At 67.8% G+C, this 25,590-nt stretch carries 24 protein-coding genes and 1 pseudogene; 8 read left to right on the top strand and 17 right to left on the bottom strand.

What is annotated here, in order from left to right; translation table 11 throughout:
• The first annotated feature begins 11 nt into the window (after window positions 1-11).
• Entirely contained in the window at window positions 12-1,136 is a 1,125-nt protein-coding gene (locus tag GTV32_RS12610; RefSeq protein ID WP_161060613.1) for a glutamate--cysteine ligase, read from the top strand.
• Between the two features lie 61 nt (window positions 1,137-1,197).
• On the opposite strand, the gene mnhG is transcribed toward GTV32_RS12610, so the two are convergent.
• From mnhG to GTV32_RS12580, 6 genes are read right to left on the bottom strand one after another with little or no spacing between them, the layout of a single operon-like run.
• Entirely contained in the window at window positions 1,198-1,530 is a 333-nt protein-coding gene (mnhG, locus tag GTV32_RS12605) for a monovalent cation/H(+) antiporter subunit G (protein ID WP_161060612.1), read from the bottom strand.
• Window positions 1,527-1,790, bottom strand: coding sequence for a monovalent cation/H+ antiporter complex subunit F (locus GTV32_RS12600; RefSeq protein ID WP_161060611.1), 264 nt, complete (start codon window positions 1,788-1,790; stop codon window positions 1,527-1,529). Before GTV32_RS12600 ends, mnhG begins: the two co-directional genes overlap by 4 nt.
• Window positions 1,787-2,509 carry a Na+/H+ antiporter subunit E gene (locus GTV32_RS12595; protein ID WP_161060610.1) on the bottom strand — a complete coding sequence of 241 codons (723 nt, stop codon included), beginning with the start codon at window positions 2,507-2,509 and terminating at the stop codon, window positions 1,787-1,789. The genes GTV32_RS12600 and GTV32_RS12595 overlap by 4 nt, the downstream gene beginning before the upstream one ends.
• Window positions 2,506-4,116 (bottom strand): Na+/H+ antiporter subunit D, encoded by a 1,611-nt coding sequence (locus GTV32_RS12590; RefSeq protein ID WP_161060609.1) that lies wholly within the window; start codon window positions 4,114-4,116, stop codon window positions 2,506-2,508. Before GTV32_RS12590 ends, GTV32_RS12595 begins: the two co-directional genes overlap by 4 nt.
• Entirely contained in the window at window positions 4,113-4,715 is a 603-nt protein-coding gene (locus GTV32_RS12585; protein ID WP_161060608.1) for a Na(+)/H(+) antiporter subunit C, read from the bottom strand. The genes GTV32_RS12590 and GTV32_RS12585 overlap by 4 nt, the downstream gene beginning before the upstream one ends.
• Window positions 4,712-7,624: a Na+/H+ antiporter subunit A gene (locus GTV32_RS12580; protein WP_161060607.1), complete on the bottom strand. Its 2,913-nt coding sequence runs from the start codon at window positions 7,622-7,624 to the stop codon at window positions 4,712-4,714. The genes GTV32_RS12585 and GTV32_RS12580 overlap by 4 nt, the downstream gene beginning before the upstream one ends.
• Window positions 7,625-7,701: 77 nt before the next feature.
• On the opposite strand from GTV32_RS12580, the gene GTV32_RS12575 reads away from it, so the two are divergent.
• From GTV32_RS12575 to GTV32_RS12570, 3 genes are all read left to right on the top strand, one after another.
• Complete coding sequence (locus tag GTV32_RS12575; RefSeq protein WP_161060606.1) at window positions 7,702-8,121, top strand: hypothetical protein; 420 nt, start codon at window positions 7,702-7,704, stop codon at window positions 8,119-8,121.
• 124 nt (window positions 8,122-8,245) lie between these two features.
• On the top strand, window positions 8,246-8,737 hold the full coding sequence (locus GTV32_RS23140) for a hypothetical protein (RefSeq protein WP_202421775.1): 492 nt from the start codon (window positions 8,246-8,248) through the stop codon (window positions 8,735-8,737).
• A 45-nt stretch (window positions 8,738-8,782) separates the two neighbouring features.
• The gene (locus GTV32_RS12570; protein WP_161060605.1) at window positions 8,783-9,157 is read left to right on the top strand and encodes a VOC family protein; all 375 of its coding nucleotides are present in this window, start codon (window positions 8,783-8,785) and stop codon (window positions 9,155-9,157) included.
• 25 nt (window positions 9,158-9,182) lie between these two features.
• On the opposite strand, the gene GTV32_RS12565 is transcribed toward GTV32_RS12570, so the two are convergent.
• From GTV32_RS12565 to glp, 4 genes are all read right to left on the bottom strand, one after another.
• Window positions 9,183-11,597, bottom strand: a complete 2,415-nt coding sequence (locus GTV32_RS12565; protein ID WP_161060604.1) for an AAA family ATPase — start codon at window positions 11,595-11,597, stop codon at window positions 9,183-9,185.
• Window positions 11,597-12,688 (bottom strand): phosphatidylcholine/phosphatidylserine synthase, encoded by a 1,092-nt coding sequence (locus GTV32_RS12560; protein WP_161060603.1) that lies wholly within the window; start codon window positions 12,686-12,688, stop codon window positions 11,597-11,599. The genes GTV32_RS12565 and GTV32_RS12560 overlap by 1 nt, the downstream gene beginning before the upstream one ends.
• Before the next feature lie 3 nt (window positions 12,689-12,691).
• Window positions 12,692-13,411, bottom strand: a complete 720-nt coding sequence (locus GTV32_RS12555; RefSeq protein WP_161062498.1) for a phosphatidylserine decarboxylase — start codon at window positions 13,409-13,411, stop codon at window positions 12,692-12,694.
• Window positions 13,412-13,520: 109 nt separating this feature from the next.
• Window positions 13,521-14,735: a gephyrin-like molybdotransferase Glp gene (gene glp, locus GTV32_RS12550; protein ID WP_161060602.1), complete on the bottom strand. Its 1,215-nt coding sequence runs from the start codon at window positions 14,733-14,735 to the stop codon at window positions 13,521-13,523.
• A gap of 67 nt (window positions 14,736-14,802) precedes the next feature.
• Here glp and GTV32_RS12545 point away from each other — a divergent pair, with 67 nt between their 5' ends.
• Entirely contained in the window at window positions 14,803-15,603 is an 801-nt protein-coding gene (locus GTV32_RS12545) for an HAD-IIA family hydrolase (RefSeq protein WP_161060601.1), read from the top strand.
• Window positions 15,604-15,620: 17 nt separating this feature from the next.
• Here the strand turns inward: GTV32_RS12545 and GTV32_RS12540 are convergent, their stop codons facing one another.
• From GTV32_RS12540 to GTV32_RS12525, 4 genes and pseudogenes are all read right to left on the bottom strand, one after another.
• Window positions 15,621-16,094, bottom strand: a complete 474-nt coding sequence (locus tag GTV32_RS12540; protein ID WP_161060600.1) for an SRPBCC family protein — start codon at window positions 16,092-16,094, stop codon at window positions 15,621-15,623.
• Between the two features lie 154 nt (window positions 16,095-16,248).
• Window positions 16,249-16,677, bottom strand: a complete 429-nt coding sequence (locus GTV32_RS12535; protein WP_161060599.1) for a DUF350 domain-containing protein — start codon at window positions 16,675-16,677, stop codon at window positions 16,249-16,251.
• Between the two features lie 120 nt (window positions 16,678-16,797).
• A pseudogene (locus GTV32_RS12530) lies at window positions 16,798-17,909 on the bottom strand (acyl-CoA dehydrogenase family protein).
• Between the two features lie 53 nt (window positions 17,910-17,962).
• Window positions 17,963-19,159 (bottom strand): acyl-CoA dehydrogenase family protein, encoded by a 1,197-nt coding sequence (locus tag GTV32_RS12525; RefSeq protein WP_161060598.1) that lies wholly within the window; start codon window positions 19,157-19,159, stop codon window positions 17,963-17,965.
• Between the two features lie 201 nt (window positions 19,160-19,360).
• On the opposite strand from GTV32_RS12525, the gene GTV32_RS12520 reads away from it, so the two are divergent.
• A complete protein-coding gene (locus GTV32_RS12520; RefSeq protein WP_161060597.1) occupies window positions 19,361-19,972 on the top strand; it encodes a TetR/AcrR family transcriptional regulator in 612 nt (203 codons plus the stop codon).
• Here GTV32_RS12520 and GTV32_RS12515 read toward each other — a convergent pair.
• Complete coding sequence (locus GTV32_RS12515) at window positions 19,958-21,214, bottom strand: MFS transporter (RefSeq protein WP_161060596.1); 1,257 nt, start codon at window positions 21,212-21,214, stop codon at window positions 19,958-19,960. The two genes, GTV32_RS12520 and GTV32_RS12515, sit on opposite strands and share 15 nt — an antisense overlap.
• Window positions 21,215-21,303: 89 nt before the next feature.
• Here GTV32_RS12515 and GTV32_RS12510 point away from each other — a divergent pair, with 89 nt between their 5' ends.
• Window positions 21,304-21,912: a TetR/AcrR family transcriptional regulator gene (locus tag GTV32_RS12510; RefSeq protein ID WP_161060595.1), complete on the top strand. Its 609-nt coding sequence runs from the start codon at window positions 21,304-21,306 to the stop codon at window positions 21,910-21,912.
• 54 nt (window positions 21,913-21,966) lie between these two features.
• Window positions 21,967-23,379 carry an amidase gene (locus tag GTV32_RS12505; RefSeq protein WP_161060594.1) on the top strand — a complete coding sequence of 471 codons (1,413 nt, stop codon included), beginning with the start codon at window positions 21,967-21,969 and terminating at the stop codon, window positions 23,377-23,379.
• 79 nt (window positions 23,380-23,458) lie between these two features.
• Here GTV32_RS12505 and GTV32_RS12500 read toward each other — a convergent pair whose 3' ends face one another.
• On the bottom strand, window positions 23,459-25,099 hold the full coding sequence (locus GTV32_RS12500) for a cation acetate symporter (protein WP_161060593.1): 1,641 nt from the start codon (window positions 25,097-25,099) through the stop codon (window positions 23,459-23,461).
• Entirely contained in the window at window positions 25,096-25,455 is a 360-nt protein-coding gene (locus GTV32_RS12495) for a DUF485 domain-containing protein (protein WP_161060592.1), read from the bottom strand. Before GTV32_RS12495 ends, GTV32_RS12500 begins: the two co-directional genes overlap by 4 nt.
• Window positions 25,456-25,590 lie beyond the last annotated feature (135 nt).

The following is a 25,590-nucleotide window of genomic DNA, read 5'->3' as shown; positions in this document are numbered from 1 at the left end:
GATCCGCGGTCATGATCACTCCGATCGAGTTCGACGGATCGCCGACCCCCTCCCTGGGGGTCGAATGGGAGTTCGCCTTGACCGACAAGGTGTCCGGCGATCTGTCGAACTCGGCCGCAGACCTGTTCGCGCTGGTGTCCGAACGGGTACCGGACCGTCGCGGCAAGGTACACAAGGAACTTCTTCGCAACACCGTGGAGATCGTCACCGGTATCTGTCGTGACACGCCGGAGGCGATCGCCGATCTGTCCGCAACGCTCGACGGCGTCCGTGGCCTCACCGAGGAACTCGGTGTGGATCTGTACGGTGCCGGCACCCATCCGTTTGCCGAGTGGTCGACGCAGCTGCTGACCGAGGGGCACCGATACGCGGAACTGATCGAGCGGACCCAGTGGTGGGGACGCCAGATGCTGATCTGGGGTGTGCACGTGCACGTCGGGATCAGTCACCGCGACAAGGTGTTACCGATTCTCGGCGCGCTGTTGAACTATTACCCGCACCTGCTGTCGCTGTCCGCGTCGTCCCCGATGTGGGCGGGGCAGGACACCGGCTATGCCAGCAACCGCGCGATGATGTTCCAGCAGCTGCCGACAGCCGGCCTGCCGTTCCAGTTCGCCACCTGGGCAGAGTTCGAGGGCTTCGTCACCGATCAGATGACCACCGGCATCATCGATCATCTCAACGAGATCCGGTGGGACATCCGCCCGTCGCCACACCTGGGCACCATCGAGGTCAGGGTCTGCGACGGCATGACCAACCTCGGCGAGTTGTCGGCGCTGGTCGCGCTGATCCACTGCCTCGTCGTCGATCTCGATCGCCGCCTCGAGTCCGGTGAGGATTTGCCGCAGATGGCGCCGTGGCTGGTACAGGAGAACAAGTGGCGCGCAGCGAGATACGGTCTCGACGCGATCGTCATCCTGGACTCGGACTGCACCGAGCGGTTGGTGACCGACGATCTCACCGACGTCCTCGGCCGGCTCGAACCGGTGGCGCGAGATCTGAACTGTGCCGCCGAACTCGCTCGCGTGGCCGACATCGTCGGCAGGGGCACGAGCTACCAGCGCCAACGCGAGGTCTATCGACGCACCGGTGATCTGCGTGCGGTGGTGAACTCGGTCGTCGGCGAGCTCGAATAGACGCTGCCCTTCCCGCCTGTCCCGGTCGGCGGGGACGCGTGCCGGGTGGGCGGGGAGCGGGCTAATCCCGCGTGCCGGAATCCATGTCCTCGCGTGCGATGAGGCCGTCGCGCGCACGCTGCTCCTGATAGACGAGCCTGCCGATACGATGCGCGATCACCGGGGCGGTGATCAGCGCGAACAGACAGGCCAGCACCAGCATCCCGACGTCGACGTTGCGGCCGAGGCGGATCATCGCACCGATCAGGACCAGCAGCAGCCCGAAGGTCTGCGGTTTCGTCGAGGCATGCATGCGACTCAACGTGTCCGGGAAGCGCAACATGCCGATCGAGGTGGTCAGTGCCATGGTCGCTCCCAGGAGCAGCAGCACCGACGAGATGATGTCACCGATCATTGTTCGTCATCCCTCACCCGGAATCGCGCGATGGCGACCGATCCGACGAAACTCACCAACGACAGCGCGACGATGGCGGGCACCACGGTGGAGTCCCGGCTGTACGCGGCCCACGCACCGAGCCCGCACATGCACAGCGCGATGACGGTGTCGAGGGCGACGAGCCGATCAAGGGTGGTCGGCCCGCGGAGGACGCGGATGGTGGTCAACGCCGCGGCGATCATCAGCATCGCACTCACGAGCACCCAGACGTAGGTCATGGCTCACCTCCGTTCGAGCGTGCGACGCGGTGAAAATCCTCGTCTATCCCGTGGTACGGGCTGGGATGCCATTCGCTGTCCCGCTCGAATGCCCGGATGAATGCGCGCTCCACGAACGCGATCTGTTTGCGGAACGCCACCAGACGCTTCTCGTCCCGGACGTCGAAGACGTGGACGTAGAGCATGCGGCGCCGGTGGTCGATCTCCAGCACCATGGTGCCCGGCACCAGGTTGAGGTAGTCGACGGCGAGCGTGAGAACCAGATCGGATTTGATCGCCACCCGCACTCGGATGACCGCGCCGAGCGGCGGTTTGCCCGGCCGGATCGCGGCCCACGCCACCTGGGCGCTCGAGATGAAGAAGTCGACGATCAGCCGTCCGATCAGGATGAGCAATCCGATCGGGTGGATGCGGCCCTCCACCGGCACCCGCGGCAGCGGCAACAGGGTGACGATGGCGGTGGCCAGCACGAGGCCGCCGATGATGTTTGCCCAGGAAACCGTGCCCCACAACAAGACCCAGACAAAGGTGAGCCACGCCAGACTCCACAGCCGCACCGCGACCTCGCGCGAATCGCTCCCGAACCACCGCGGGATGCGGACGTGATCGCGGATCCAGACGTAGCCGCTGACCACATGCCAGAAGATGAACAGCAGTGAGACCCGCCATGCGGTGATGATGCGGGCGCGTACCGGACGCGCCGCGGACCGGTTCTTCATCGGCCGTCACCTCCGAGCACCGCTTCCATGTAGATGCCGCGGTCGGCGATGTCGGTGGCCGCACGGTCGGTGAAACCGATGATCGGACCGGCCCACAGCGTCAGCACGAGTCCGGCGCCGACCATCACCGCGGTCGGGATGACCATGCCGATCGGCATCCGGCCGACGTCGGCCCGGTCGTCGAAGGCGATGTCGGCGCTCTCGTCGATCAGCGCCGACGGGCCCTGGTCGGCCAGTTCGCCCTCCGGGGCGTCCGCACGGGCACGCCAGAAGCCCTTGGTCCACACGCGCGCCATCACGTACAGCGTGAGCAGGCTCGTCACGACCGACCCGGCGACCAGCACCCACGCCAGCACCGAGCCGTCCTGCGCGCCGGCCTCGAGGAGCGCGACCTTGCCGATGAAGCCCGAGAACGGTGGGATGCCACCCAGATTGAGCGCGGGGATCAGGAACAGACCGGCCAGCACCGGGGTGGAGATGAGCCCACCCAGACGGCGCAGCGACGACGACCCGGCTTGGCGTTCGATGAGACCGACCACCAGGAACAACGTGGTCTGCACCAGGATGTGGTGGGCGACGTAGTAGATGGCCGCCGACAGCCCGAACCGCGACGACAACGCGATACCGAACACCATGTACCCGATGTGGCTGACGAGGGTGAAGGACAGCAGTCGTTTGATGTCGGACTGGGCGATCGCGCCGAAGATGCCGATCAGCATGGTGAGCAGACCGGCGATGAGGAGCACCGTGTCCATCGAGCCGCCCGGGAACAGCAGGGTGTGGGCGCGGATGATCGCGTACACACCGACCTTGGTGAGCAGGCCGGCGAACACCGCGGTGACCGGTGCGGGGGCGGTCGGGTACGAGTCGGGCAACCAAGTGGACAGCGGGAACACCGCGGCCTTGATGCCGAACGCGACAAGCAGCACGGCAAACAGCGCGTTGCGGGTTCCGTCGGGCACGTTGTCGAGGCGCGCGGCCATCTCGGCGAGGTTCAGCGTCCCCGTGGTCGCGTAGGCGAAGGCGATGCCGGACAGGAAGATCAGCGACGACACCATCGAGACCATCACGTAGGAGGCGCCTGCGCGCACCCGCTCGGGACTCGCTCCCAACGTGAGCAGCACGAAGCTCGCGGCCAGCAGGACCTCGAACGAGACGTACAGGTTGAACAGGTCCCCGGCCAGGAAGGCGTTGCACACACCGGCCGTCAGGATCAGGTAGCTGGGCAGGAAGATCGACACCGGCTGCTGCGACGTCCCGTCGCGGATGCCCTGGCCGACCGCGTACACGACGACGCAGAGCAGCACGATGGTCGAGACCACCAGCATCAGCGCCGCGAGCTGGTCGACGACCAGCGTGATGCCGAGCGGGCCGTTGGGGAAGCCCTTGTCACCCCACCCGCCGATCGTGACGGCGAACGTACCGCGTGCATTGGTGAGATAGAGCAGGATGCACGATGCGATGAACACCACCGAGATGGCGCCCACCGCGATCGACCGCTGAAAGCGCGGGCTTCGGCCACCGAGCAGCGTGAGCGCGGCCGCCAGGATCGGTACCAGCGTGGGCAGCGTGATGAGGACCGGGATCCACGACGGCTGCGGGGTCATCGGCTCCCCCCATCCTCGGGACGGGAGACGCTGATCGCGGAGTCGTTGTCGCGAACGTTCTCGTCGATGACATCGGCGTCTTCGGGCATGAGGTCGGTCTCGATCATCTCCGCATGCCGTGCCGCGAATTCCTCCGGTGTGATCGGGTTGCCCTCATCGTCGTAGAGATCGCCCGCCGCAGTGTCGGCGAGGGTGATCGGGTCGTCGGTCCGGTCGCGGTCGGGCGCGGTGTCCAGCGATCCGCTGAGGATCTTCACGTCCTCGGTGTCGTCCTCGAGATCGTCGTCGTCGCGGTTGATCACGAAGAGGCGATAGACCAGCGACAACACGAATGCGGCGACGCCCATCGTGATGACGATGGCGGTCAGGATCATCGCCTGTGCCAGGGGGTCGGCGTCGGATGCTCGGCTCTCCGACGACCGGCCCATGATGGGCGGGTTGCCCATGCCGCCGGACACCACCAGGATCAGCAGGTTGATCGCGTTGCCGCACAAGAGGAGCCCGAACAGCATGCGGATCAGGCTGCGTTCCATCAACAGGTAGGCGCCGCACGCGGCCAGCACACCGATGACGATCAGCAACCCCAGATTGACGCTCATTGGGGCACCTCCCCGGCGGTGACGCGCACCGGCGCCGGCGTGTTGTCGGCCGCGCTGGATTCGACGTCGAGGCGGGCGCCGAGGCTGCGCAGGATGTCGAGAACCAGCCCGACCACGATCAGGTAGATGCCGAGATCGAAGAACAGGGCCGTCACGAGTTTCACGTCGCCGAGCACCGGCAGCGTCATCTCGACGACCGCCGACGACAGGGCAGGCGCACCCAGCAGGAGCGATGCCGACGCGGTACCGGCGGAGATCGCCAGGCCGGCGCCCAGGATGCGACCCGGCTCGATCGGCAGCGCCTCGCCGAGTTCGTACCGGCCCCCGGCGAGATAGCGGAGCACCAGCGCGAGGCCCATGGTGAGACCGCCGGCGAAGCCGCCACCGGGGGCATTGTGACCGGCGTAGAAGAAGTAGACCGACAACACGACCATCGTCGGGAAGATCAGTCGCGTCGTAGCCTCGAGGACCATCGACCGGTGGCGCGGGTCGCGGAAATCGCTGCCCAGCAACCATCGGGTCCGGTCCGGCGGGATGGGATCGTCGACATCCTCACCGTTGATCCCCGCCTGCAGGCGCGCCGCATCGGCGACGCGCGGTGCGGCACCGAACCGGCGGTTGCGGAACACCATGGACGCCACGCCGGTCGCCGCGACGATGAGCACGGAGACCTCCGCAAGGGTGTCCCAAGCCCGCACATCGACCAGCAGGACGTTGACCGCGTTGGCGCCGTGGCCGAATTCGTAGGCCGCCGCCGGGATGTCGACGTGCAGCGGCTGCTCGGACCGTGCCGCAGCCGCGAACAGGCCGATGATCACGAGCGATGCGCCGAACGCGACCCCGATGAGCGCACGCAACGGTTTGAATCGGGTTGCGTGGCGGGGCTCGGGCTCCGCGGGCAGTTTGCGCAGCACCAGGACGAAGATCACCAGCGTCAGCGTCTCCACCAGGAACTGGGTGAGCGCGAGGTCGGGGGCCCCGTAGAGCGCGAAGAGCATGCCCGCGCCGTAACCGGTGAGACCGACGACCAGGGTGGCGGCGAGACGGTTGCGCAGCAGCACCGCGGCCACGGCGGCGACCGCGATGATGGAGCCGATCACGAATTGCACCGCGGTGTCGAACCCGGCGATCTCCAGGCGCGTCCGCGATCCCAGGGCGAGCGCCGCGACCGGCACCACGATCGCCGTCGACAAGATCACGCCCTGGGTGATCGGTAGAGAGCCGCGCTGGGTGTTGCGGGTGAGGAGGAGGGAGAGCGTGTCCGCGGTGCGCAGGGTCGCGTCGTAGATGCGGTCGGCGTTGAGGAGCGGGCGGTATCGGAAGAGCTGTTCGCGCATTCGCCGGGTGAGCAGGAACAGCAGTGCGCCGGCCACGATCACGATGATCGAGAACACGACCGGCAGACCGAAGCCGTGCCACATCGCCAGGTGCTCGAGCTCGTGGCCGTAGGCCGGAAGGGTTTGCGCGTACGGCTCGAACAGGTCACCGACCTGCGGGCTGAAGATGCCCGCGATCACGCCGCCGACGGCCAGCAGGACCGGCGCCGCGAGGAACATTGGGGTGGGCGGATGCATCTTGGCCACCGCCGGGCTCGGTGTGGAGCGGACCTTACGGCCGAACGCGCCCCAGAGGAACCGGCAGGTGTAGGCAAAGGTGATGACCGAACCGACCAGCAGCACGATGTCGATCGTCTCGGACTGCCAGGGCACGTAGGCGCCCGTGTCCCACACCGACCCGAAGGCCGTCTCCTTCCCGACGAAGCCGATGGTCAGCGGCAGCCCGGCCATGCTGGCCCCGGCCACCGCAGCGGTCAGCGCGAGCACCGGCAGGCGATGACCCAGTCGGGCCAGTTTGCGGATGTCGCGGGTGCCCGTCGAGTGGTCGATGATGCCCACGACCATGAACAGCGCGGCCTTGAAGAATGCGTGCGCGACGAGCATCGTGATCCCGGCCATGGCGACGTTCGCGTCGCCGATGCCGACCAGCACCGCCATGAACCCGAGCTGCGAGACCGTTCCGAAGGCGAGTACGAGCTTGAGGTCGAGTTCCCGCAGGGAACGCCAGCCGCCGAGGATCATCGTGACCATGCCGAGTGCGACCACGGCGATGTGCCAGCTCGTCGTCGTGGAGAAGGCCGGGGCGAGACGTGCGATCAGGTAGATGCCGGCCTTGACCATGGCTGCCGCGTGCAGATACGCGCTGACCGGGGTCGGCGCGGCCATCGCGCCCGGGAGCCAGAAATGGAACGGCACGATGGCGGATTTGCTCAGCGCGCCGATGAGCAACAGGACTACGGCACAGTCGACGTACCCGCTGCTCGCGGGCGGATCGGCCAGGAGATCCGAGAGCAGGTAGCTGCCGGTCTTCTCGCCCAGCATGATGATGCCGACCAGCATGGCCAGCCCGCCGGCGGTGGTGACCAGCAAGGCCTGGGTGGCGGCGCGGCGCGCGGTCGCGCGGATGCCGTAGAACCCGACGAGCATGAACGACAGCACGGTGGTCAGTTCCCAGAACACGTACAGGACGAGCATGTTGTCGCTGACCACCAGCCCGAACATCGCGGCGGCGAACGCGATCATCTCGCCACCGAACACGGCGACCCGCGGCCTGGCGTCGTCGAAGTAGTGGGCGCAGTAACAGAGCACGAGTGCGCCGACGCCGAGGATGAGGACCGACAGGATGGCACTGAGGGTGTCGAACCGGGTGACGATGTCCATCTGCAGGACCGGCACCCATTTCACCGTCTCGACGACGGGGGGCTCGCCCTCTTGTGGCCAGTTCAGGACGACCCAGACGAGCGCCCCCGCGGGAGCGAGTGCGAGCACGTAGAAACCACGTGTACCCAGCCACTTGATCACCGGCGGCGCGAGCAGCGCAGAGACCGCGAGCGCAGCCAACACGGAGATCAAGTGGGCACACCGTCTTTCGCAGATTCGGGCGGGGTGTCACGGGCGAGGCCCGCCCGCTCTACCTTACCGTTGCTGGCATGATGCGCTTCTACAGGCTGTCAACCCTGCTCGCAGTGGTGGTCGCGGCCGCGGTGTTGCTGTCCGGTTGCGGGTCCGACGAGGACGCCGCACCTGCCGGTGCGGCGTTGCCGAAGGACTTTCCCGCCGCTCAGGTCCCGTTGGTCGAGGGCACTGTGCTGACCGCCGACGGAACTCGCGCGGACGGGTGGTCGGTGACCGTCCAGGGCGGTCGTGACTCGGGGAACGTGCTCGAGAACGCGGTCACCACTCTCACCGATGCGGGCTTCGCCGAATCCCAACGCAGCGCCGACGGCGGCCAGAAGGTGGTGATCCTCTCGGCGAAGAAGGGGAGCGCGACCTACTGGGTGCAGGTGGGGACCACTGCCGGGGCGGCCGGCGGCGGGTCGTCGGTGTTCTACCAGGTGAGCGTCGACTGACCGGTTCGCTGTCCGCCTTGCCCGATCTCACAGTGAACTGACAGGTGCGCGGCAGTCTGCGGTCAGCCGGCGGACCCAGGGTGGATGTCTCTTTTACATTTCGTAGAAAGTGAGACCGACACCGATGTCCACACCACAGGGGGCGACGATCGCCTCGAGCGAACAGTCCGCCGGTCACCGCGGCGAGCCGGGACCCGACAACACGCCGACCGAGGCGTTCGAGCCGGCTGGACAGCCAACCGGACGGCCGGCCGCCACCACCGCGGTCAGCGACAAGCTGCGCAATGCGGTCATCGCGGGCGGCATCGGGATCGCCGTCGTCTTCGCGCTGATCGGGTTCGGGGCCGGCTACTTCGCCGGGAACTCGTCGTCGAACCAGGGGCCCGGTATGAACATGCCCGGCGGCGTGCAGGGCGGGATGCCAGGCGGGGGAATGCCAGGCGCGGGAATGCCAGGGGGCGGGATGCCAGGCGGTGGCACGGGAACCGGCCAGGGCGGCATGGGTCAGATGCCGGGCGCCCCGGGTCAGATGCCGGGCGGACAGACCGGTCAGGGACAGATGCCCGGTCAGCAGGACCAGACCGCGCCGACCCAGGGGTCGACCACCACCTCCTAGTGGAGTCGCACCTCGTGACGAGGGCATCGCGGTAGCGTGAGCTGCATGGCCTCGCACCTCGTGTGCCCCGTCGTCAACAGCCGCGATCCCGAGGGCCTGGCAGGTTTCTGGTGCCGGGCGCTCGGGATCGACGTGACCAGGCGCTGGTCCGACGATCGCGGAACCGAATTCGTGGAGATCGGGTCGTCTGACCACCCCTGCCAGCTGTTGTTCCAGGCCGCGACCGATCCGGCGCCCGACGTCGCGCACCTGCATCTCGACATCCGGCCGTCGCACACGACGCAGATCGACGAGGTCCGACATCTGCGGGACGAGGGAGCGGTGCTCGTCGCCGACGACGCCGACCTGCCGTGGGTAGTCCTCGCCGATCCGGAGGGCAACCAGTTCTGCGTCCTGCCGACGGACGATGGGTGCGGATGACCCGACCCATCGGCGGCCGGCGCTGCTACTCGACGCGTCGCTCGGCGTAAGAGCGCAGGTTCTCCACCTGCGCCGCATCGAGCGACGGGCGGACCCGCGTGCGTGCCTCCGCGACGTCGTCCGGGCTCACCGTCGCGGCGTCGATGTCACGCCGCATCGCCGACAACGCGGCCTCCCTCAGCAACGCCGAACAGTCGGCGGCCGAGTAACCCTCCAGGTCGTCGGCGAGCGCCTGCAGATCGACGCCCTCGGCCAGCGGCACATTGCGGCCCGACGCGCGCAGGATCTCGGCGCGGGCGGCGGCATCCGGCGGCGGCACGAACACCAGCCGTTCGAGGCGGCCGGGACGTAGCAGGGCCGGATCGATCAGGTCCGGCCGGTTGGTCGCCCCGAGCACCACCACGTCCTGAAGCGGCTCGACGCCGTCGAGCTCGGTTAGCAGCGCGGCGACCACCCGATCGCCGACGCCCGAATCGGTGGACTGACCGCGCCGCGGTGCCAGGGCGTCGATCTCGTCGAGGAAGATCAGTGACGGCGCCGACTCACGCGCCCTGTCGAACAGGTCGCGGACCGCCTTTTCCGACGATCCGACCCATTTGTCCATCAACTCGGCACCCTTGACCGTGTGCACCGACAACCGGCCCGACGCCGCCAGTGCCCGCACGACAAACGTCTTTCCACATCCCGGCGGACCGAACAGCAGGACGCCCCGCGGCGGCTCCACGCCCAGCCGGGTGAAGGTGTCCGGATGCTGCAGTGGCCACAACACGGCCTCGGTCAGCGCCTGCTTGGTCTCCACCATGTCGCCGACCTCGTCCAGGGTGATCGAGCCCAGCGCCACCTCGGGCGAATCCACCCGTGAGACGGGGCGGATCACCTCGAGTGCTCCGACCAGGTCGTCGGTGCGCAGCGCGATGCTCGGCCTGTCGTCGGTGCGGGTCTGTCTCGGCCCGCTCGCTGCGCTCCCGGCGCCGGTCTGATTCGGCCCGCTCGCTTCGCTTCCGGCGCCGGTCACCCGAGCGGCTGCGCGCAGTGCGGCTTCCCGGGCCAGGGCCGCCAGGTCGCCTGCGACGAAACCCGGTGTGCGGGAGGCGATCACGTCGAGGTCGAGATGACCTTCGCTCGGCACGTCGGTGAGGATGACGCCGAGCAGTCGCGCGCGCGTGGCCATGTCGGGCAGGCCCAGGATCAGCTCGCGATCGCAGAGCGACGGATCGCGCAGCCGGCTGTCGAGGCGAACGGCCTCGGCGGTCGTCGCGATCAACGCGATCGTGCCGGCCTGTGCCCCGGCCGTGGTGTCGCCGCGATCGGCGATGGCTGCACGGAGCTCGTCGAGGATCAGGGTGGAGACCGGTTCGGCCGGAGCCGGGTCTTTCGGCGCGGGCAGCAGGGCATCGACGTCGGTGACCAACAGGACACCACCGCCGTCGCGAAGGTCCGCGATCGCCGACCGCACCGCCGCCAGACGTGCACCGGCCTCCAACGCACCGACGGTGGGCCCGTCGACAGTGGTGAGCCGACGATCCGCACACACCGAACGGACCAGCGTGGCCTTGCCACCACCGGCGGGACCGGTCACGAGCACACCCAGGCGTGGTGCGGCGCCCAGCGTGCGCAGCACCTCCGGCTCGTCGAGCGTGATGGTCAGCCATTCGGTGAGCTTGGTGACCTGGCTGTCGAGGCCGACCAGAGTGGAGACCGGCCGGGCCGCGATGCTCGACGACGAGCCATGCGAGACCACCCCCGGCGTCGTCGTCGGCGCGGTGGCGGAGCCGGCGCCGGCGGATCGGCGGGCCGATGACGACGGCTGCGTGGCCGCGAAGCCCAGCGCCGTCGACGGGGCGGGCGCCGAGGGCGGCGGCGACACTTTCGGCGCGCCGTCGCCTGCCCACAACACTGCGGTGTTGGTCTGCACACTCACCGGACCGGCCGGGTCGGTGGCGGCGACCGTGAGCAGCTCATTGGTCCAGGTGATGCCGACCGACACCGCGAGGGCCCGGGTGGCCGCACCGGCGGTGAACTCGGGTCCGAGGTCCCGTGGCAACAGCGACACGGCGTCGCCGACCGAGACGACCTTGCCGAGGAGTGCCCGACGCAGCGTCGTCTCGTCCACCGACCGCGTGGCGAGTGCGGAACCGGAGACGGTGATGCGGGTGGCGCCGTGCACCTGCACCGGTGCCACCACCACCGACGCGTTCTCGCGGACGCCGGCGTTGGAGAAGGTGATGTCATCGAGCAGCGCGGTACCCGTCGGGGTTCCGGAGCCGGCATCCGCGACCACCGCCGCGGTCACCCGGGCACCGGTGATCGAGACCGCATCCCATTCACGCAGGCCCAGAGCGGTGAGCACTTCCGAATGCACCCGCACGATCCCGCGGCGCGCGTCCGCGGCCGAAGGGTTCACGCGTGCGGTCAGGGTGAGCTGGACGCTGCCCGGCATCAATCCATCTCCTCGGTCACTGGTTCAGAGCGGGCCCCGGACGGCGCCGGATCGTCGACCGCAGGGTGGTCGACCGGAGGCTGGTCGGGCGCCGCGACGATGCCGGTCGGGCGTCGCAGACCCAGTCTGGCCTGCGACTTGCCGCCTGTGCTGAGCCGTCGTCGACGTCCCGGTTGGGCCCGGGCGATCGCCCGGCGCTCGGCCCGTCGTGCGGCCGGGTGAGCCTCCCAGTGTTCGGGACGATCGGCGACCCACCGCCGGTTGCGCCATGCGAACGGGATGTGCAGCAGATACGCGACGATCGCGATGATCATCAGAAGGTAGGGGAAGGTGAGCAACAGCGCGGCGCCGATCGCGACCCCCACGAGCAGTCCGGCCAGCGCCCGCGGCGGTACCGATGCCGCCTTCAGAGACGCCGTCGGCACCCGGCTGACAGCCAGCAGTGCGACGAACACCAGCCATCCACCGACCACGGGCACCGAGGTCCACCACCCCGAACCGAACTGCTGCGACAGCCCGATCGGCAGCAGCGCGATGATCGCGGCCGCGGGCGCGGGCACCCCTATGAAGAAGTCGCGGGTGAAGCCGGGCGCCTCGTCGTCGTCGAGCAAGGTGTTGAACCGTGCCAGTCGCAGCACGATGGCGCAGCAGTAGATCAGCGTGAACGCCCAGCCGATGTCCTCGTCGGGCATCAGATACAGGTACACGATCAGGGCAGGCACGACCCCGAAGTTGATGGCGTCGGCCAGTGAGTCGATCTCGGCGCCCATCCGGGTGGTCGCGCCCATCATCCGGGCGACCCGGCCGTCGAGACCGTCGAGGAGGGCGGCGGCCACCACGAGACCCATGGCCGCATTGATGTCGCCGGTGCCGGTCACCCGGATGGCCGTCAGTCCGGCGCAGATCGCGAGGATCGTGAGCGCCGACGGGACGAACATGCGGCCGACAGCCGCCTGCTTGGCGAAGCGGGCGCGCTCGGACTGCGGCCGGGCCGGGGGTTGGGGCGCCGTCGACGTGCGAGCACGCCGCGTCGCATGGGTGGTCGGCGTGCGGTGCGACGTCGAGCGCTCGGTTCTGCGGGCGTTCGGCATGGCTCAGCCGAGGGCCGCGAAGACGGTTTCGGCGCCGACCGCGCGCTGGCCGACTCGCACCATCGGGTCGGTCCCGGCGGGGAGGTAGACATCCACGCGCGAACCGAACCGGATCAGGCCGTAGGTGGCCCCGACGGTGAGGGCTTCACCGACCACGGGCTCACAGACGATGCGCCGGGCCAGCAGCCCGGCGATCTGCACGACCGCGACGTCGTGTGTGGTGTCGGGGCCGACGGGGCAGCTCAGGGTCATCGTGGTGCGCTCGTTGACGCTGCTGGCCTCCGGGAGGTCGGCCGAGACGAATGACCCGGGGGTGTGTGTCACCGACGTCACGGTGCCGGTGATCGGTACCCGCTGGACATGGACGTCGAAGATGGACAGGAACGTCGACACCCGGGGCAGCGGCTCATCGCCCAGACCCGACTCGGGTGGCGGCACGGCCTCGTCCACCAGCGCGATGGTGCCGTCGGCCGGCGCCACCACCACGCCCGTGGAGGTGGGGGGCACCCGGGATGGATGACGGAAAAATGCGGCGCAGGCGGCGGCGGTGAGCGCGGCGGGCCGGGCGATCCACGGGTGATGACGTCCGACGACCGCGATCGCGGCGGGTGCCGCGACGAACGGCAGTCCGGCACGGTGAACCGGTGGAATCGTCTCACGCGCCAGGTCGATGAGATGACCTGCTCCGCTGCGCGTTCCGTCCGGACGCGGGCGCCTGGCCACCATCGACCTCCTGTTGCGAGAAAACGGGTGTGCGTTCGGTCGGCACGTGCGGGCCCGCTCGTTTCAGCTTAGAGCGTGCGCGGTGACGTCTCGCGTCACTGCCTGGACCTCAGAGAACGATGACGTCGACAGGCGACCCGGCGGTCACCGAGTCCGTCTCGGCCGGGATGTCGATCAGCGCATCTGCTCTGGCAAGGTATCGCAGGTGATGCGACGCCGGCGGGCCGATCGGATCGACGAGGGGCATATCACCCTTCTGACCGCCGAGCACCCCACGGAGGAACTGTCGTTTTCCTCCGGGGGAGCGGATGTCGGTGGTGAGTCGTGCGGTGACACGCCGACGTTCGGACGGCAGTCCCATCGCCGCTCGCAGCGGCGGGCGGATGAACACCTCGAACGACACCAACGAACTCACCGGATTGCCCGGGAGCGTGATGATCGGGACCCGGCGACCGCCCGGGGCGGTGTAATGACCGCAGCCTTGCGGCATCCCCGGTTGCATCGCGACCTTCGTGAACTCGACACCGGTACCGGTGAGGGCGTCCTTCACCACCTCGAAGGCGCCGGCACTCACCCCACCGGAGGTGATGATGACGTCCGCGTCGTCGCTGATCTCGTCGAGACGTGCGCGGAACGCATCCACGTCGTCGGTCACGTAATGCACGTGTGTCGCGTCGGCGCCCGCCTCCTGGGCCGAGGCGGTCAGCATCGGCCCGTTGGATTCGTAGATCTGGCCGTAGTGCAATGGTTCGCCCGGTGTCACCAGCTCCGAGCCGGTCGAGAGCACGACGACCCGCAGTCGGGGCCGAACCGAGACCTCGGTGACGCCGAGTGCGGCGAGCAGGCCGACCTGAGGAGGGCCAAGCCGGGTGCCGGCCGGTATCGCCGTCTCTCCGGCCTCGATGTCGGAACCCGCTCGGCGAATGTGTTTGCCGGGCGGGACGGAGGTGGCGATGGCGACCTCGTCCACCGCACCGTCGGTTGCCTCCACCGGGACCACGGCGTCGGCGCCGGCGGGCAGTGGTGCGCCGGTCATGATCCGGTGGGCGGTACCCGCGGCCAGGGTCAACCGATCGGTGCGACCCGCCGGGATATCCTGCGCCACCGGGAGCCGGACCGGGGATTCCGCTGCGGCCGAGGCGATCTCGTCGGCGATCACGGCATACCCGTCCATCGCCGAGTTGTCGAAGCCGGGCAACCCGATCGGTGCGACCACCTCGGCGGCCGTCACGCACCCGAGGGCGTCGGCGACACGCGCGGTCACTGGATCGTGGATACCGAACAGTGCGGCGACAATGGCCTGGTGATCCGACACCGATCGCATCCGCCCAGCATGCCATCCGGGTCCGGCGAGCGTGCAGGGTGCCGCTGACGGGTCTAGATTTTTGAGCATGGCTCTCGGATTGCTGCTCGACATCGACGGGGTGATGGTCACCTCGTGGAAGGCGCTGCCGGGCGCCGTCGAGGCCGTCGCCGACCTGGCTGAGCAGGGATATCCGCGGATGTTCCTCACCAACACCACCTCGCGGTCGCGCGGGGAGATCGCCCAGGCGCTCAACGACTGCGGTTTCGAGGTCGCCGCAGACGAGATCCTCACGGCGGCCAAGTTGACCGCCGAATATCTCACCGCGAATCACCCGGGGAAGCGGGCGTGGGTGCTCAACGAGGGTCCCATCGCCGAGGACATGACCGGGGTCGAACTGATCGACGAACCGAGCCGGGCGCAGGTGGTGGTCCTCGGCGGGGCCGGCCCGGTGTTCGACCATCGCGCGCTGTCGCAAGTGCTCGAACTGATGGTTGCCGGGGTGCCGGTGGTCGCGATGCACCGGTCCATGACGTGGTCGACCGCGGATGGGCTCAGCATCGACACCGGCGTCTATCTCGAAGGGCTCGAGAAGGCGGCCGGCCGCAAGATCAAGGCAATCGGCAAGCCGTCACCGCTCGGTTTCCGTGCGGCCGTCGACATGATGCAACTCGAACCCACCCAGGTCGTGATGGTGGGCGACGACATGCACAACGATGTGCTCGGTGCCCAGGCCGCCGCCCTCGTCGGGGTGCTCGTACGAACGGGCAAGTTCCGGGAGGAAGCGCTGCGGGCATTACAGCGCGACGAGTTCGGCCCGGTCCCAGACCACATCGTGGATTCGATCGCGGACGTGCCGGCCCTGATGCAGAAGCTCTCCGACCGGTAGCCGACGAGCCCTCGGCCTCAGGCGGCCCGCGACGCCGACGACTCCGCGGCGCGCTTGATCTTCTCGAGCGTCTCGGCCATACCCAGCTTGAGCTCGGCCTCGAAGTTGGTGGTCCCGCCCATCATCTTGTCCACCAGGAACGAGGACACCTTGGTGGTGCCGTTGCCCACCTCGCGCTTCTCGGTCAGCGTGACACCGGTGGTGGACGGTGCGATGGTGTAGCTCCACACCGTGCGGTTCTCCGCCACGCGGAACGCCAGCTCCTTGGCGGGGGTGAAGCGGACGACCTTCGAGGTGGTCGGCCACACCAGCGCGCCACGGCGATTGATGTTGACGGACTTGGTACCCAGTCCGATCGTGCCGCCCCGGATGATCATCTTCTTGCATTGCGGGCTCCACTCGCCCATGCGCTTGAGGTCGGAGATCACCGCCCAGACTTCCTCTGCGGAGGCGTTGATGTCGATGGATTCCTCGATCAGCGGCGCGGCCATGGTGTTCCCCTCGGTGTGGTCGATCTGTGGTCGATCAGTCAGCGACGACCCTAAGAGCTTATTGAGCAACCGTCAATAGCCGCCGGCTCGCGCCGACCGGGCGCAGAGTTCCCGCCGATCGGGATGATGGGAGACGCGGCGGGCGCAACTCCGGTCAGAAACTCAGCGCAGCGCCGATGACGGCGCCGACACCGATGAACACGGCACCGCAGATCCAGCCCGCTGGATGCTCGTCGTCGTCGAGCAGCAGGGTGCCGAGTTTGCCCGGGGTCAGCCAGTCCATCAGCACGAATGACCACATCATCACGGCGATGGCCAGCACCGTGTACGCGACGGTGTAGAGCACGCCACGCCACAGTTCGAGCATCATCGAGTCGCGGACTCCGGCGACCATCACGACGGACAGCCCGATCACCTGGGCGGTCGCCAGCATCACCGCGTTGCGGTTGTGGTCGAGCCAGATGAGGTTGCGCAATCGGCCTGGCGTGACGAGATCGAGGGCCACGAATCCGAGGACCAGCAACACGATCCCCATCAGGCTGTAGGCGGCCGCGTCGCCCAGGTTGTCGCGCAGGTGGTTCATGAAAGAGACAGTAGCGACCCGAGATCGGGCGCGTCGCCCGGAACGCCGAGGCCCCCGCCACGTGTTCGGGGATGATTCCCGAAACGCCGGCGGGGGCCCTGGCGGTCAGTTCGGACCGAGTCAGCCGATCATCACCATCTCGTGGTCACCGACCGAGCGTGCCAGCACCGACACGTGGTCGGCGGCGTCGCCGAGGGTGTGCGAGATCGCGGTCAGGCGGCTCAGGTAGTGGCCGACCGGATATTCCGCGGTCATGCCGATACCGCCGTGCATCTGCACCGCCTCCTGTCCGATGACCCGGCCCGAGCGGCAGATCTGCAGCTTGGCACGCGACGCGACGGTCGGGTCGCAGATGCCGTCGGACAATGCGGTCGTCGCATACAGGCTCATGCTGCGTGCCAGCTCCAGCTGGGCGTACATGTCCGCTGCGCGCTGGGTGAGCGTCTGGAAGTGCGACAGGGTCACACCGAACTGCTTGCGTGTCTTCAGGTATTCGACGGTGAGGTCGAGGGCGCGTTCCATCGCGCCGACTGCCTCGGCGCACAACGCGGTCTGGATACCGACCTCGGCGTCGGCGATGACCTGGCTCGCGTCGCCGCTGCCCAGACGGGTGGCGGCGGCATCGGTGAACTCGAACTGTGCGCCGCGCCGGCGGTCGTGGGTGCGGTAGGGGGTGCGGGTGACGCCATCGGCGCCTGCGTCGATGAGGAACAGGCCGATACCGTCGTCGGTACGCGCCGACACGACCAGCTTGTCTGCGCAGTCACCATGCCCGACAAGGACCTTGGTGCCGTTGAGCCTGCCGTCGGTGGCCGTGGTGGTGACCTTGGCGGCGGGCCAGCGGTCGCCGGCCTCGAGGTGCGCGAAGGCCAGCAGGAGCTCGCCGGAGGCCAGGCCGCCGAGAATCTCGCCGCGGGTGGCGTCGTCGGCGGTGGCCGCGACGAGCGAGCCCGGCACGAGGACCGAGTCGAGGTAGGGCTCGGGTGCGAGCGAGCGACCGATCTCGGTCATCACGCTGGTGAACTCCACCGGTCCGGCGCCCATGCCGCCGTCGTCCTCGGGAAAGGTGAGGCCGAGGATGCCGATGTCGGCCAACGACTTCCACACCCCTTGTCCCAGCCGAGTTCGGTGTCGGTCACCGCGCGCAACGTCTCGACGTCGTACTTGCGGGTGAGCACTTCGCGCACGGTGTCGCGCAGCATTGTTTGTTCATCGGAAAGTTCGAAATCCATGACAGGTTCCCAGGTTCTCGTGAGTCGTGAAAAAAGTTGAGGCGGTGGGTGTCTCAGAGACCCAGCACGGCCTTGTCGATGATCTGGCGCTGAACCTCCGACGATCCGCCGTAGATGCTGACCTTGCGGTAGTTGAGGTAGGTCGGGACGGACAGCTGCGCCCACTCCGGCGACGCGACGTCGGCGGTGCCGTTGGCGGCGGACGCATCCAGGCCGGCGACCGGCAGTGAGTCGGCACCGGCGATGTCGGCGAGCAGCTCCATGGCCTCCTGCTGCAACTGGCTGCCGCGCAGCTTCAGCAGCGACGACGCCGGGTTCGGCTTCCCGTCCGCCGACGACGCGGCCACGCGCAACTGAGTCATCTCGAGGGCGAGGAGGTCGTTCTCCAGCTCGGCCAGACGGGCCGAGAGCAGCGGGTCCTCCAAGAGCGTGCCGCCGGACGCGGTGGTGATCTGGCGCGCGAGTTCTTTCGCCTTGGCGAGCTTGGTCTTGGTGTAGCCGATGCGGGCGATGCCGCTCCGCTCGTTGCCGAGCAGGAACTTCGCCTGGGTCCAGCCCTCGTTCTCCTTGCCGACGAGGTTCTCGACCGGCACGCGGACGTCGTTGAAGAAGACCTCGTTGACCTCGAAGCCGCCGTCGATCAGCTGGATCGGGCGCAGTTCCACGCCGGGGGTGTCCATCGGGAACAGCAGCATGCTGATGCCGGCCTGCTTCTTCGCCTCCGGATCGGTGCGCACGAGGCAGAAGATCCAGTCGGCGTACTGGCCGAGCGTGGTCCACGTCTTCTGGCCGTTGACGACGTAGTGGTCACCGTCGCGCACCGCGCGGGTCTTGAGCGACGCGAGATCCGAACCCGCCTCGGGCTCGGAGAAGCCCTGGCACCACCAGATGTCGAGGTTGGCGGTCTTGGCCAGGAAGCGGTCCTTCATCTCGGGCGAACCGAACTGCGCGATGACCGGACCGATCATGCCGACATTGAACGGCAGCAGGTCCGGGACGTGCATCAGGCTCATCTCCTCGCGGTAGATGTGGCTCTGGATGGGGGTCCAGTCGCGCCCGCCCGCCTCGACCGGCCAGCCCGGTGTGGCGACACCGTGCTCGTTGAGGATGCGTTGTGTGGTGATCAGGTCCTCGGGGAAGTTCATCTTGCCCGCCTCGGAGCGACGACGGAGATCCTCGGGAACCTTCGCGAAGATCGCCCGCAACTCATCGCGGAACGCCTCTTCTTCGGGACTGAATGTCAGCTGCATGAGTTCTGTCTTACTCCTGGTCAGGGGGCGGTGGGGTACAGACGCACAACGTGGTGCTGCCGCGCGATGCATCCGCTGACTAAGCGCTTGCTTAGTGATACTCTGCACTATGCCGCGACCAGCGGCGCATGTCAATGTCATCAGAGGCAGCCTCATCAGAGGCGGGGTCAGCAGGATCCAGCGGAAACGGAGGCCGGCGACATGTCAGTCGTGGAACCGCAGCCCCGTGCCGTCGGGGCGCGTTCTCGGTTGCTGCGAGCCGCGGTGGAGGCATTCGCGACAAAGGGATTCGACGCGACGACCACCCGAGACATCGCCACCGGCGCGCAGATGAGTCCGGCAGCGGTGTACGTGCACTTCCGGTCCAAGGAAGAAGTACTCTACGAACTCTCCGACGCCGGGCACCGCTCGTTTCTGGAGTTGATCGATGCCGCCGACGATCCCGCGCAACCGCCCGCCGCGCGGGTGCGGGCGGTGATCGGTGCGCTGGCAACCCACCACGCTCGTGATCACGTGTGGTCGCGGGTGGTCAACTACGAGTTGGACTCCCTCTCGGTGGAGCATCGGCAAGCGATCGGCGTGATGCGCAAAGAGGTGGCCCGACGTGTCGGTGCGATCGTCCAGGCCGGCATCGCCGCGGGTGGTTTCGACGTCGACGATCCGCAGGCAACCACGACGTTGCTGCTCTCGATGGGGGTCGACGTCGCGCGCTGGTACCGGGAGTCCGGCGCGATGACGCCGGAGCAGATCGGTGAGTTCCAGGCGGACATGGCCGCGCGGATCGTCGGGGCGAGCGAGTCAGCCTCGCGCTGAGATGGCGTGGTCGGACTCCGCCGGGACCGGCGTCGTGGCGCTGGCGCTTCTCGTCGACCGACGTCGGATGGTGGCCGTCGTGAGCGCACCGACAACCGCCAGCACCAGGACGTAGGCCACATAGCCGACGACAGTTTCTCGCAGACCGATGTGCGACACGATCAGCCCGGCTATCACCGCAGGCAGGCTGAAGGCGAGGTAGCTCGCGACGAACACCGAGGAGAACACCTGACCGCGTTGTTGTGCGGGTGTGGCCGCGCTGATGCTGTCGAGTGCGCCGAGGAAGGTCGCCGCGAAACCGGTTCCGGCGACGACCGAACCGACCACGTAGAGCGGCAGCGTTTCACCGAGCACGCCTGCCAGCGAGATGACGGCGCCCCCGGCGAGCGCCGGATACCCGAAGGCGAGTTTGCCGGCTGCGTCGCGGCCGGTGATGACCAGCGAGGTCAGCGCCGCGGACGCGAAGAAGACGAACAGCAGGACGCCGGCTTGGGCATGATTGGCGACCCCGAATATGCGGGCGACGACCGAGGAGCCCAGCGACAGGTACAGGCCGCCGAGTGACCAGGTGGCGATGAGTGCCGGGACCGCTGCCAGGAAGGCGCCACGGACCGCAGTCGGCACGCGGACCTGCGGCGCGAGGGTGGTGACGAGGTGCCGACGAGACGTGAACCCGATCTTGTCGGACGTTTCTGGCACCACCAGCAGCGCGATCAGCAGTGCCGCGAACAGCGCCAGGGTCACCTCGTAGACGAGGAATCGAGGTGCCGGGGCGTACTCGACGAAGATCCCGGCGACCGCCACACCGCCGGCGAGGCCGATCGCCGGCGCAGCGCCGGTGATGGCGGAGCCCAGCCGGGGAGTGGGCTGCAGGTCGACGACGGTGGCGGTCAAGGTGCCCATGGCGGCGCCGGTCGCCAGGCCTTGGAGCGCGCGTGCGGCCATCAGGACGCCGACGTTGTCGGCCTCGACGAACAGCACCATGCTCACGATCAGGAGCACCAGCGCCATCGCGAGGACCGGCCGACGGCCGATGTGATCGGACAGCGACCCGACGGTCAGCAGGCTCACCAGCATGAAGAGGACGTAGATCGCGAAGACAGCGGTGAGCGTGAACGCGGAGAAGCCCCAGAGCTGCTGGTAGACGGGATACAGCGGCGAGGGAGCGGCAGAGGCGAAGAGGACCATCACGAACGTCGCCGTGACCACCCAGAACGCGCGGTGTGGGTGCAGTCGAGTCATCTGATCTCCCTAAAGCAAAGAAATTTGCGTTAGATTCAACGTAGCCAGTGGGGGTTACTAAAGCAAATTGGTTTGCAATAATGGACGGCATGAGTGGTTCCAGTGCGGCTGCGGCTGCCCGTCCCGGAGGGTCGAGGCGACCCGGTGGTCGGAGTGCGCGAGTGCAGTCGGCGGTGTACGCCGCGGTCGGGCAGCTCGTCGGCGCCGGCCGCCGCGACACCATGACGATCCCTGAGGTGGCCGAACTCGCCGAGGTGAATCCGAGCAGCATCTACCGGCGATGGGGGTCGATCGAGACACTGCTCGGTGAAGTGGCCGTGGCCGCGCTCACCCAGGGCGAACCGCTGCCCGACACCGGCATTCTCGACGACGACCTCGCCGAGTGGTCGAAGATCATCGCTGCCGACATCGGGCGTCCGAAGCGTCGAGCGTATCTGCGCGCCATGGTGTTCGCGCGCAACGACGTCGTCGAAGAGTGCCCCTGCTGGGAGATCCGGCGCGAACAGGCCGAAGAGATGGTCGCCCGGTCCGCCGCCCGGGGTGAGGCGACGCCGTCGGTCCGCCAGATCCTCGACCATGTGATCGCGCCGCTCTATCACCATGCCGTCTTCGGACTCGCCCTCGACGACACGTACGCCGAAGATCTGGCCGCCGATGTGATGACCATGCGCACCGTCCTCAACCAGTCGATCGAGTAGGCCCCACCCGACGAACCATGGCCGCTCGACGCCGCCAGCCGCTACGCTCCCCGCATGAAGAAGGTCCACGCGTTCGGTGACGATGCACTCGGTGATCTCGACGGTGTCGGAGTTGCCGCCGCGATCCGGTCGGGACAGATATCCGCCGGCGAAGCGCTCGAGGCCGCGTTGGCCCGGATCGATGTGGTCAATCCGCAGGTGAACGCCATCGCCGTCGACGACCGGGATCGTGCCCGCAAACGTGCCGCCGACGACGATTTCCCGGCCGGCTCATTCGCCCGCGTGCCGTCGATCATCAAGAACAACACCCTGTTCGAAGGTCTGCCGGTCGGCAACGGTTCGGCCGCGATGCCCGACCTGCCGGCCAAGGGCAACGAACCGTTCACCGAACAGTTCCTCTCCACCGGCGTCAACATCGTCGGCGCCTCCACCCTCCCTGCCTTCGGTCTCACCGCGACAACGGAATTCGTCGATCGAGAGCCCACGCGCAACCCGTGGGACACCGACTTTTCCGCCGGGGCGTCGTCGGGCGGATCGGCGGCGCTGGTGGCCGCCGGCGCGCTCCCGATCGCCCACGGCAACGACGGCGGGGGCTCCATCCGGATCCCCGCGGCTGCCTGCGGACTGGTCGGGCTCAAACCGTCGCGCGGTCGGGTGGCGCCGTCGCCGACCGGCCGGATCCTTCCGGTGGACATCATCTCCAACGGCATCCTGAGCCGAACCGTCCGCGACACAGCGCACTTCATCGACGACGCCGAGAGATTCCGGCCACCCACGGGGCTCCCGACGGTGGGTCTCGTGGAGGGCCCGGGGTCGAGACGACTACGGATCGGGCTGATCAACGACACGGTGACGGGGGCGCCGATCGATGCCGACACCATGTCCGGGCTCTCGTCGGCGGTGGACCTGCTCACCTCGCTCGGGCACGACGTCGAGGTCACCCCCGTACCGTTGGACGAGACGTTCGTCCGGCAGTTCACCGACTACTGGTCGATGCTGGCGTGCTCGATGCACCGCCTGGGAAAATTACTGGTGGGCAAGGACTTCGACCGCGATGCGCTCGATCCGTTCACCGTCGGTCTGTCGCGGCGCTATCTGCGCGCCTTCTGGCGCACACCGTCGACGATCGTCGGGCTCAAACGTGCGACCGCACGGTTCCGCACCGTGTTCGACCGGTTCGATCTCATCGTGTCGCCGACGTTGTCGCACGTCACGCCGAAGATCGGCCATCTCGATCCCGGCGGGGATTTCGACGAGATCTTCGAGCGGTTGGTGCATTACGTCGCGTTCACGCCGGCCAACAACACCACGGGCACCCCGGCGATCAGTCTGCCGATGAGCCGGAGTTCCGACGGTCTCCCGGTGGGCATCCATTTCTGCGCAGACCTCGGCCGTGAACGCCAGTTGTTGGAACTGGCCTTCGAGATCGAGGCGGCCCGGCCGTTCGCGCGAATCCAGGACGCCTAGTTCACTTCCGCGGATCCATTTCGTTCCCGCTCCCTCGGTCGAAGGAGCGGGAACGAAATGACGTAGCGGGAACCGGAAGCTAGTGCGACACTGCCTTTTCCGCGCCGACTCCGGTGAGTGAACGCACCTCCATCTCGGCGTTGCGTTCCGGTGTACCGACGTCCGACGGCGACGTGAGCGTTCCGACGATGCCGAGGATGAATCCGATCGGGATCGACACGATGCCGGGATTGGCGAGCGGGAACCACGCGAAGTCGGCGCCCGGGATCATCGCGGTCGCCGAACCGGAGACGGCCGGGGAGAAGATGATCAGCACGATCGTCGAGATCAGGCCGCCGTAGATGCTCCACAACGCGCCGCGGGTGTTGAACCGCTTCCAGTACAGCGAGTAGAGGATGGTCGGCAGATTCGCCGCGGCGGCGATCGCGAACGCCAGGGCAACCAGGAAGGCGATGTTCTGGCCGTTCGCGAGGATGCCAAGGATGATGCCCATGATGCCGAGCACCACGACGGTGTAGCGCGACACGCGGACCTGATCGGCCTCACTTGCCTTGCCGCGCTTGATCACACTGCCATAGATGTCGTGGGCGAACGACGCCGAGGCTGTGATGGCGAGCCCGGCAACCACGGCGAGGATGGTCGCGAATGCCACCGCGGAGATGATCCCGAGGAGGACCACACCGCCGAGTTCGAACGCGAGCAACGGAGCGGCGGAGTTCTGTTTGCCTGCCGCCGCCATGATCTTGTCCGGACCGACCAGTGCCGCAGCGCCGTAACCCAGGACCAGCGTGAACAGGTAGAACGCACCGATGAGTGCAATCGCCCAGACCACCGATTTCCGTGCCTCTTTCGCGGTCGGGACCGTGTAGAAGCGCATCAGCACGTGCGGCAGACCCGCGGTGCCGAGCACCAGGGCGATGGCCAGCGACACGAAGTTGATCTGTGATTCGAATGAACCGCCGTACTGCGCGCCGGGGGCGAGAACGTCACGGGCGGCGATCTTCTCGTCAGACGATCCGGAGATCGCGTCCTGGGCCGAGCCGAGCATGCTCGACACGTTCATGCCGAACTTGGCCAGCACGATGAACGTCATGATCGCGGCACCGGCGATGAGCAGGACCGCCTTGATGATCTGGACCCAGGTGGTGCCCTTCATGCCACCGATGAGGACGTAGACGATCATCAGCGCGCCGACGACCGCGATCACGATCGACTGTCCGACACGGCCTTCGATGTCGAGGAGCAGGGCGACCAGGCCGCCCGCGCCGGCCATCTGAGCGAGCATGTAGAAGAGCGTGACGGCGAGGGTGGAGATGGCCGCGGCCAGACGGACCGGACGCTGCCGGAGCCGGAAGCTCAACACGTCGGCCATCGTGAACTTGCCGGTGTTCCGGAGCAATTCGGCAACCAGCAGCAACGCGACCAGCCAGGCGACGAGGAAGCCGATCGAGTAGAGGAAGCCGTCGTAGCCGTAGACGGCGATCGCGCCGGCGATGCCGAGGAAGCTCGCGGCGGACAGGTAGTCGCCCGCGATCGCGACACCGTTCTGCGGGCCGGAGAAGCCTCGTCCGCCGGTGAAGAAGTCGGCGGCGGACTTGTTGTTCTTGCTCGCGCGGATCACCACGTACATGGTGACGGCCACAAAGGCCGCAAAGATCGAGATGTTCGCCACCGGGTTACCGACCGCGGCGGCCACCACCTGGGTGTGTGAGGAGCTCATGCGTGGACCGGCCCTTCCATCTCGTCACGGATCGCTTCGGCGCGGGGGTCGAGGTCGCGATTCGCGAAACGCACGTACAGCCCCGTGATGACGAAGGTGGACACGAACTGGAGCAGACCGAGGATCAGGCCGACGTTGATGTTCCCCCAGACCTCGGTAGCCATGAAGTCATGGGCGAATGCTCCCAGCAGCACGTACAGCGCGTACCAGAGCAGGAAGAACGCCGTCATCGGAAAGACGAAGCGGAGAAGCCGTCGGCGGAGGTCCTGGAACTGCGGGCTCGCCTGCACCTCCAGGAACTGTTCGGCGGTCGGCGGGTGCGGTACCGCGCCGGGTGGCTGTTCGATCGTGGACACGTCTGCCTCCTACAAGGACTGTGATGACACTCTGGACAGGAGACTATTGAGGTCCAGGTCACAGGAGAATGTGGTGGCGCGGGTCACACGCCCAAGCCCGACGACTGTGCGCCGGGCGGTCGATGGGCGACGACG

Origin of the sequence: Gordonia sp. SID5947 (genome assembly GCF_009862785.1) — a bacterium.
Lineage (GTDB): Bacteria > Actinomycetota > Actinomycetes > Mycobacteriales > Mycobacteriaceae > Gordonia.
The sequence above is the reverse complement of the archived record's forward strand: the minus strand, read 5'-3'. Positions and strand labels throughout refer to the sequence as shown.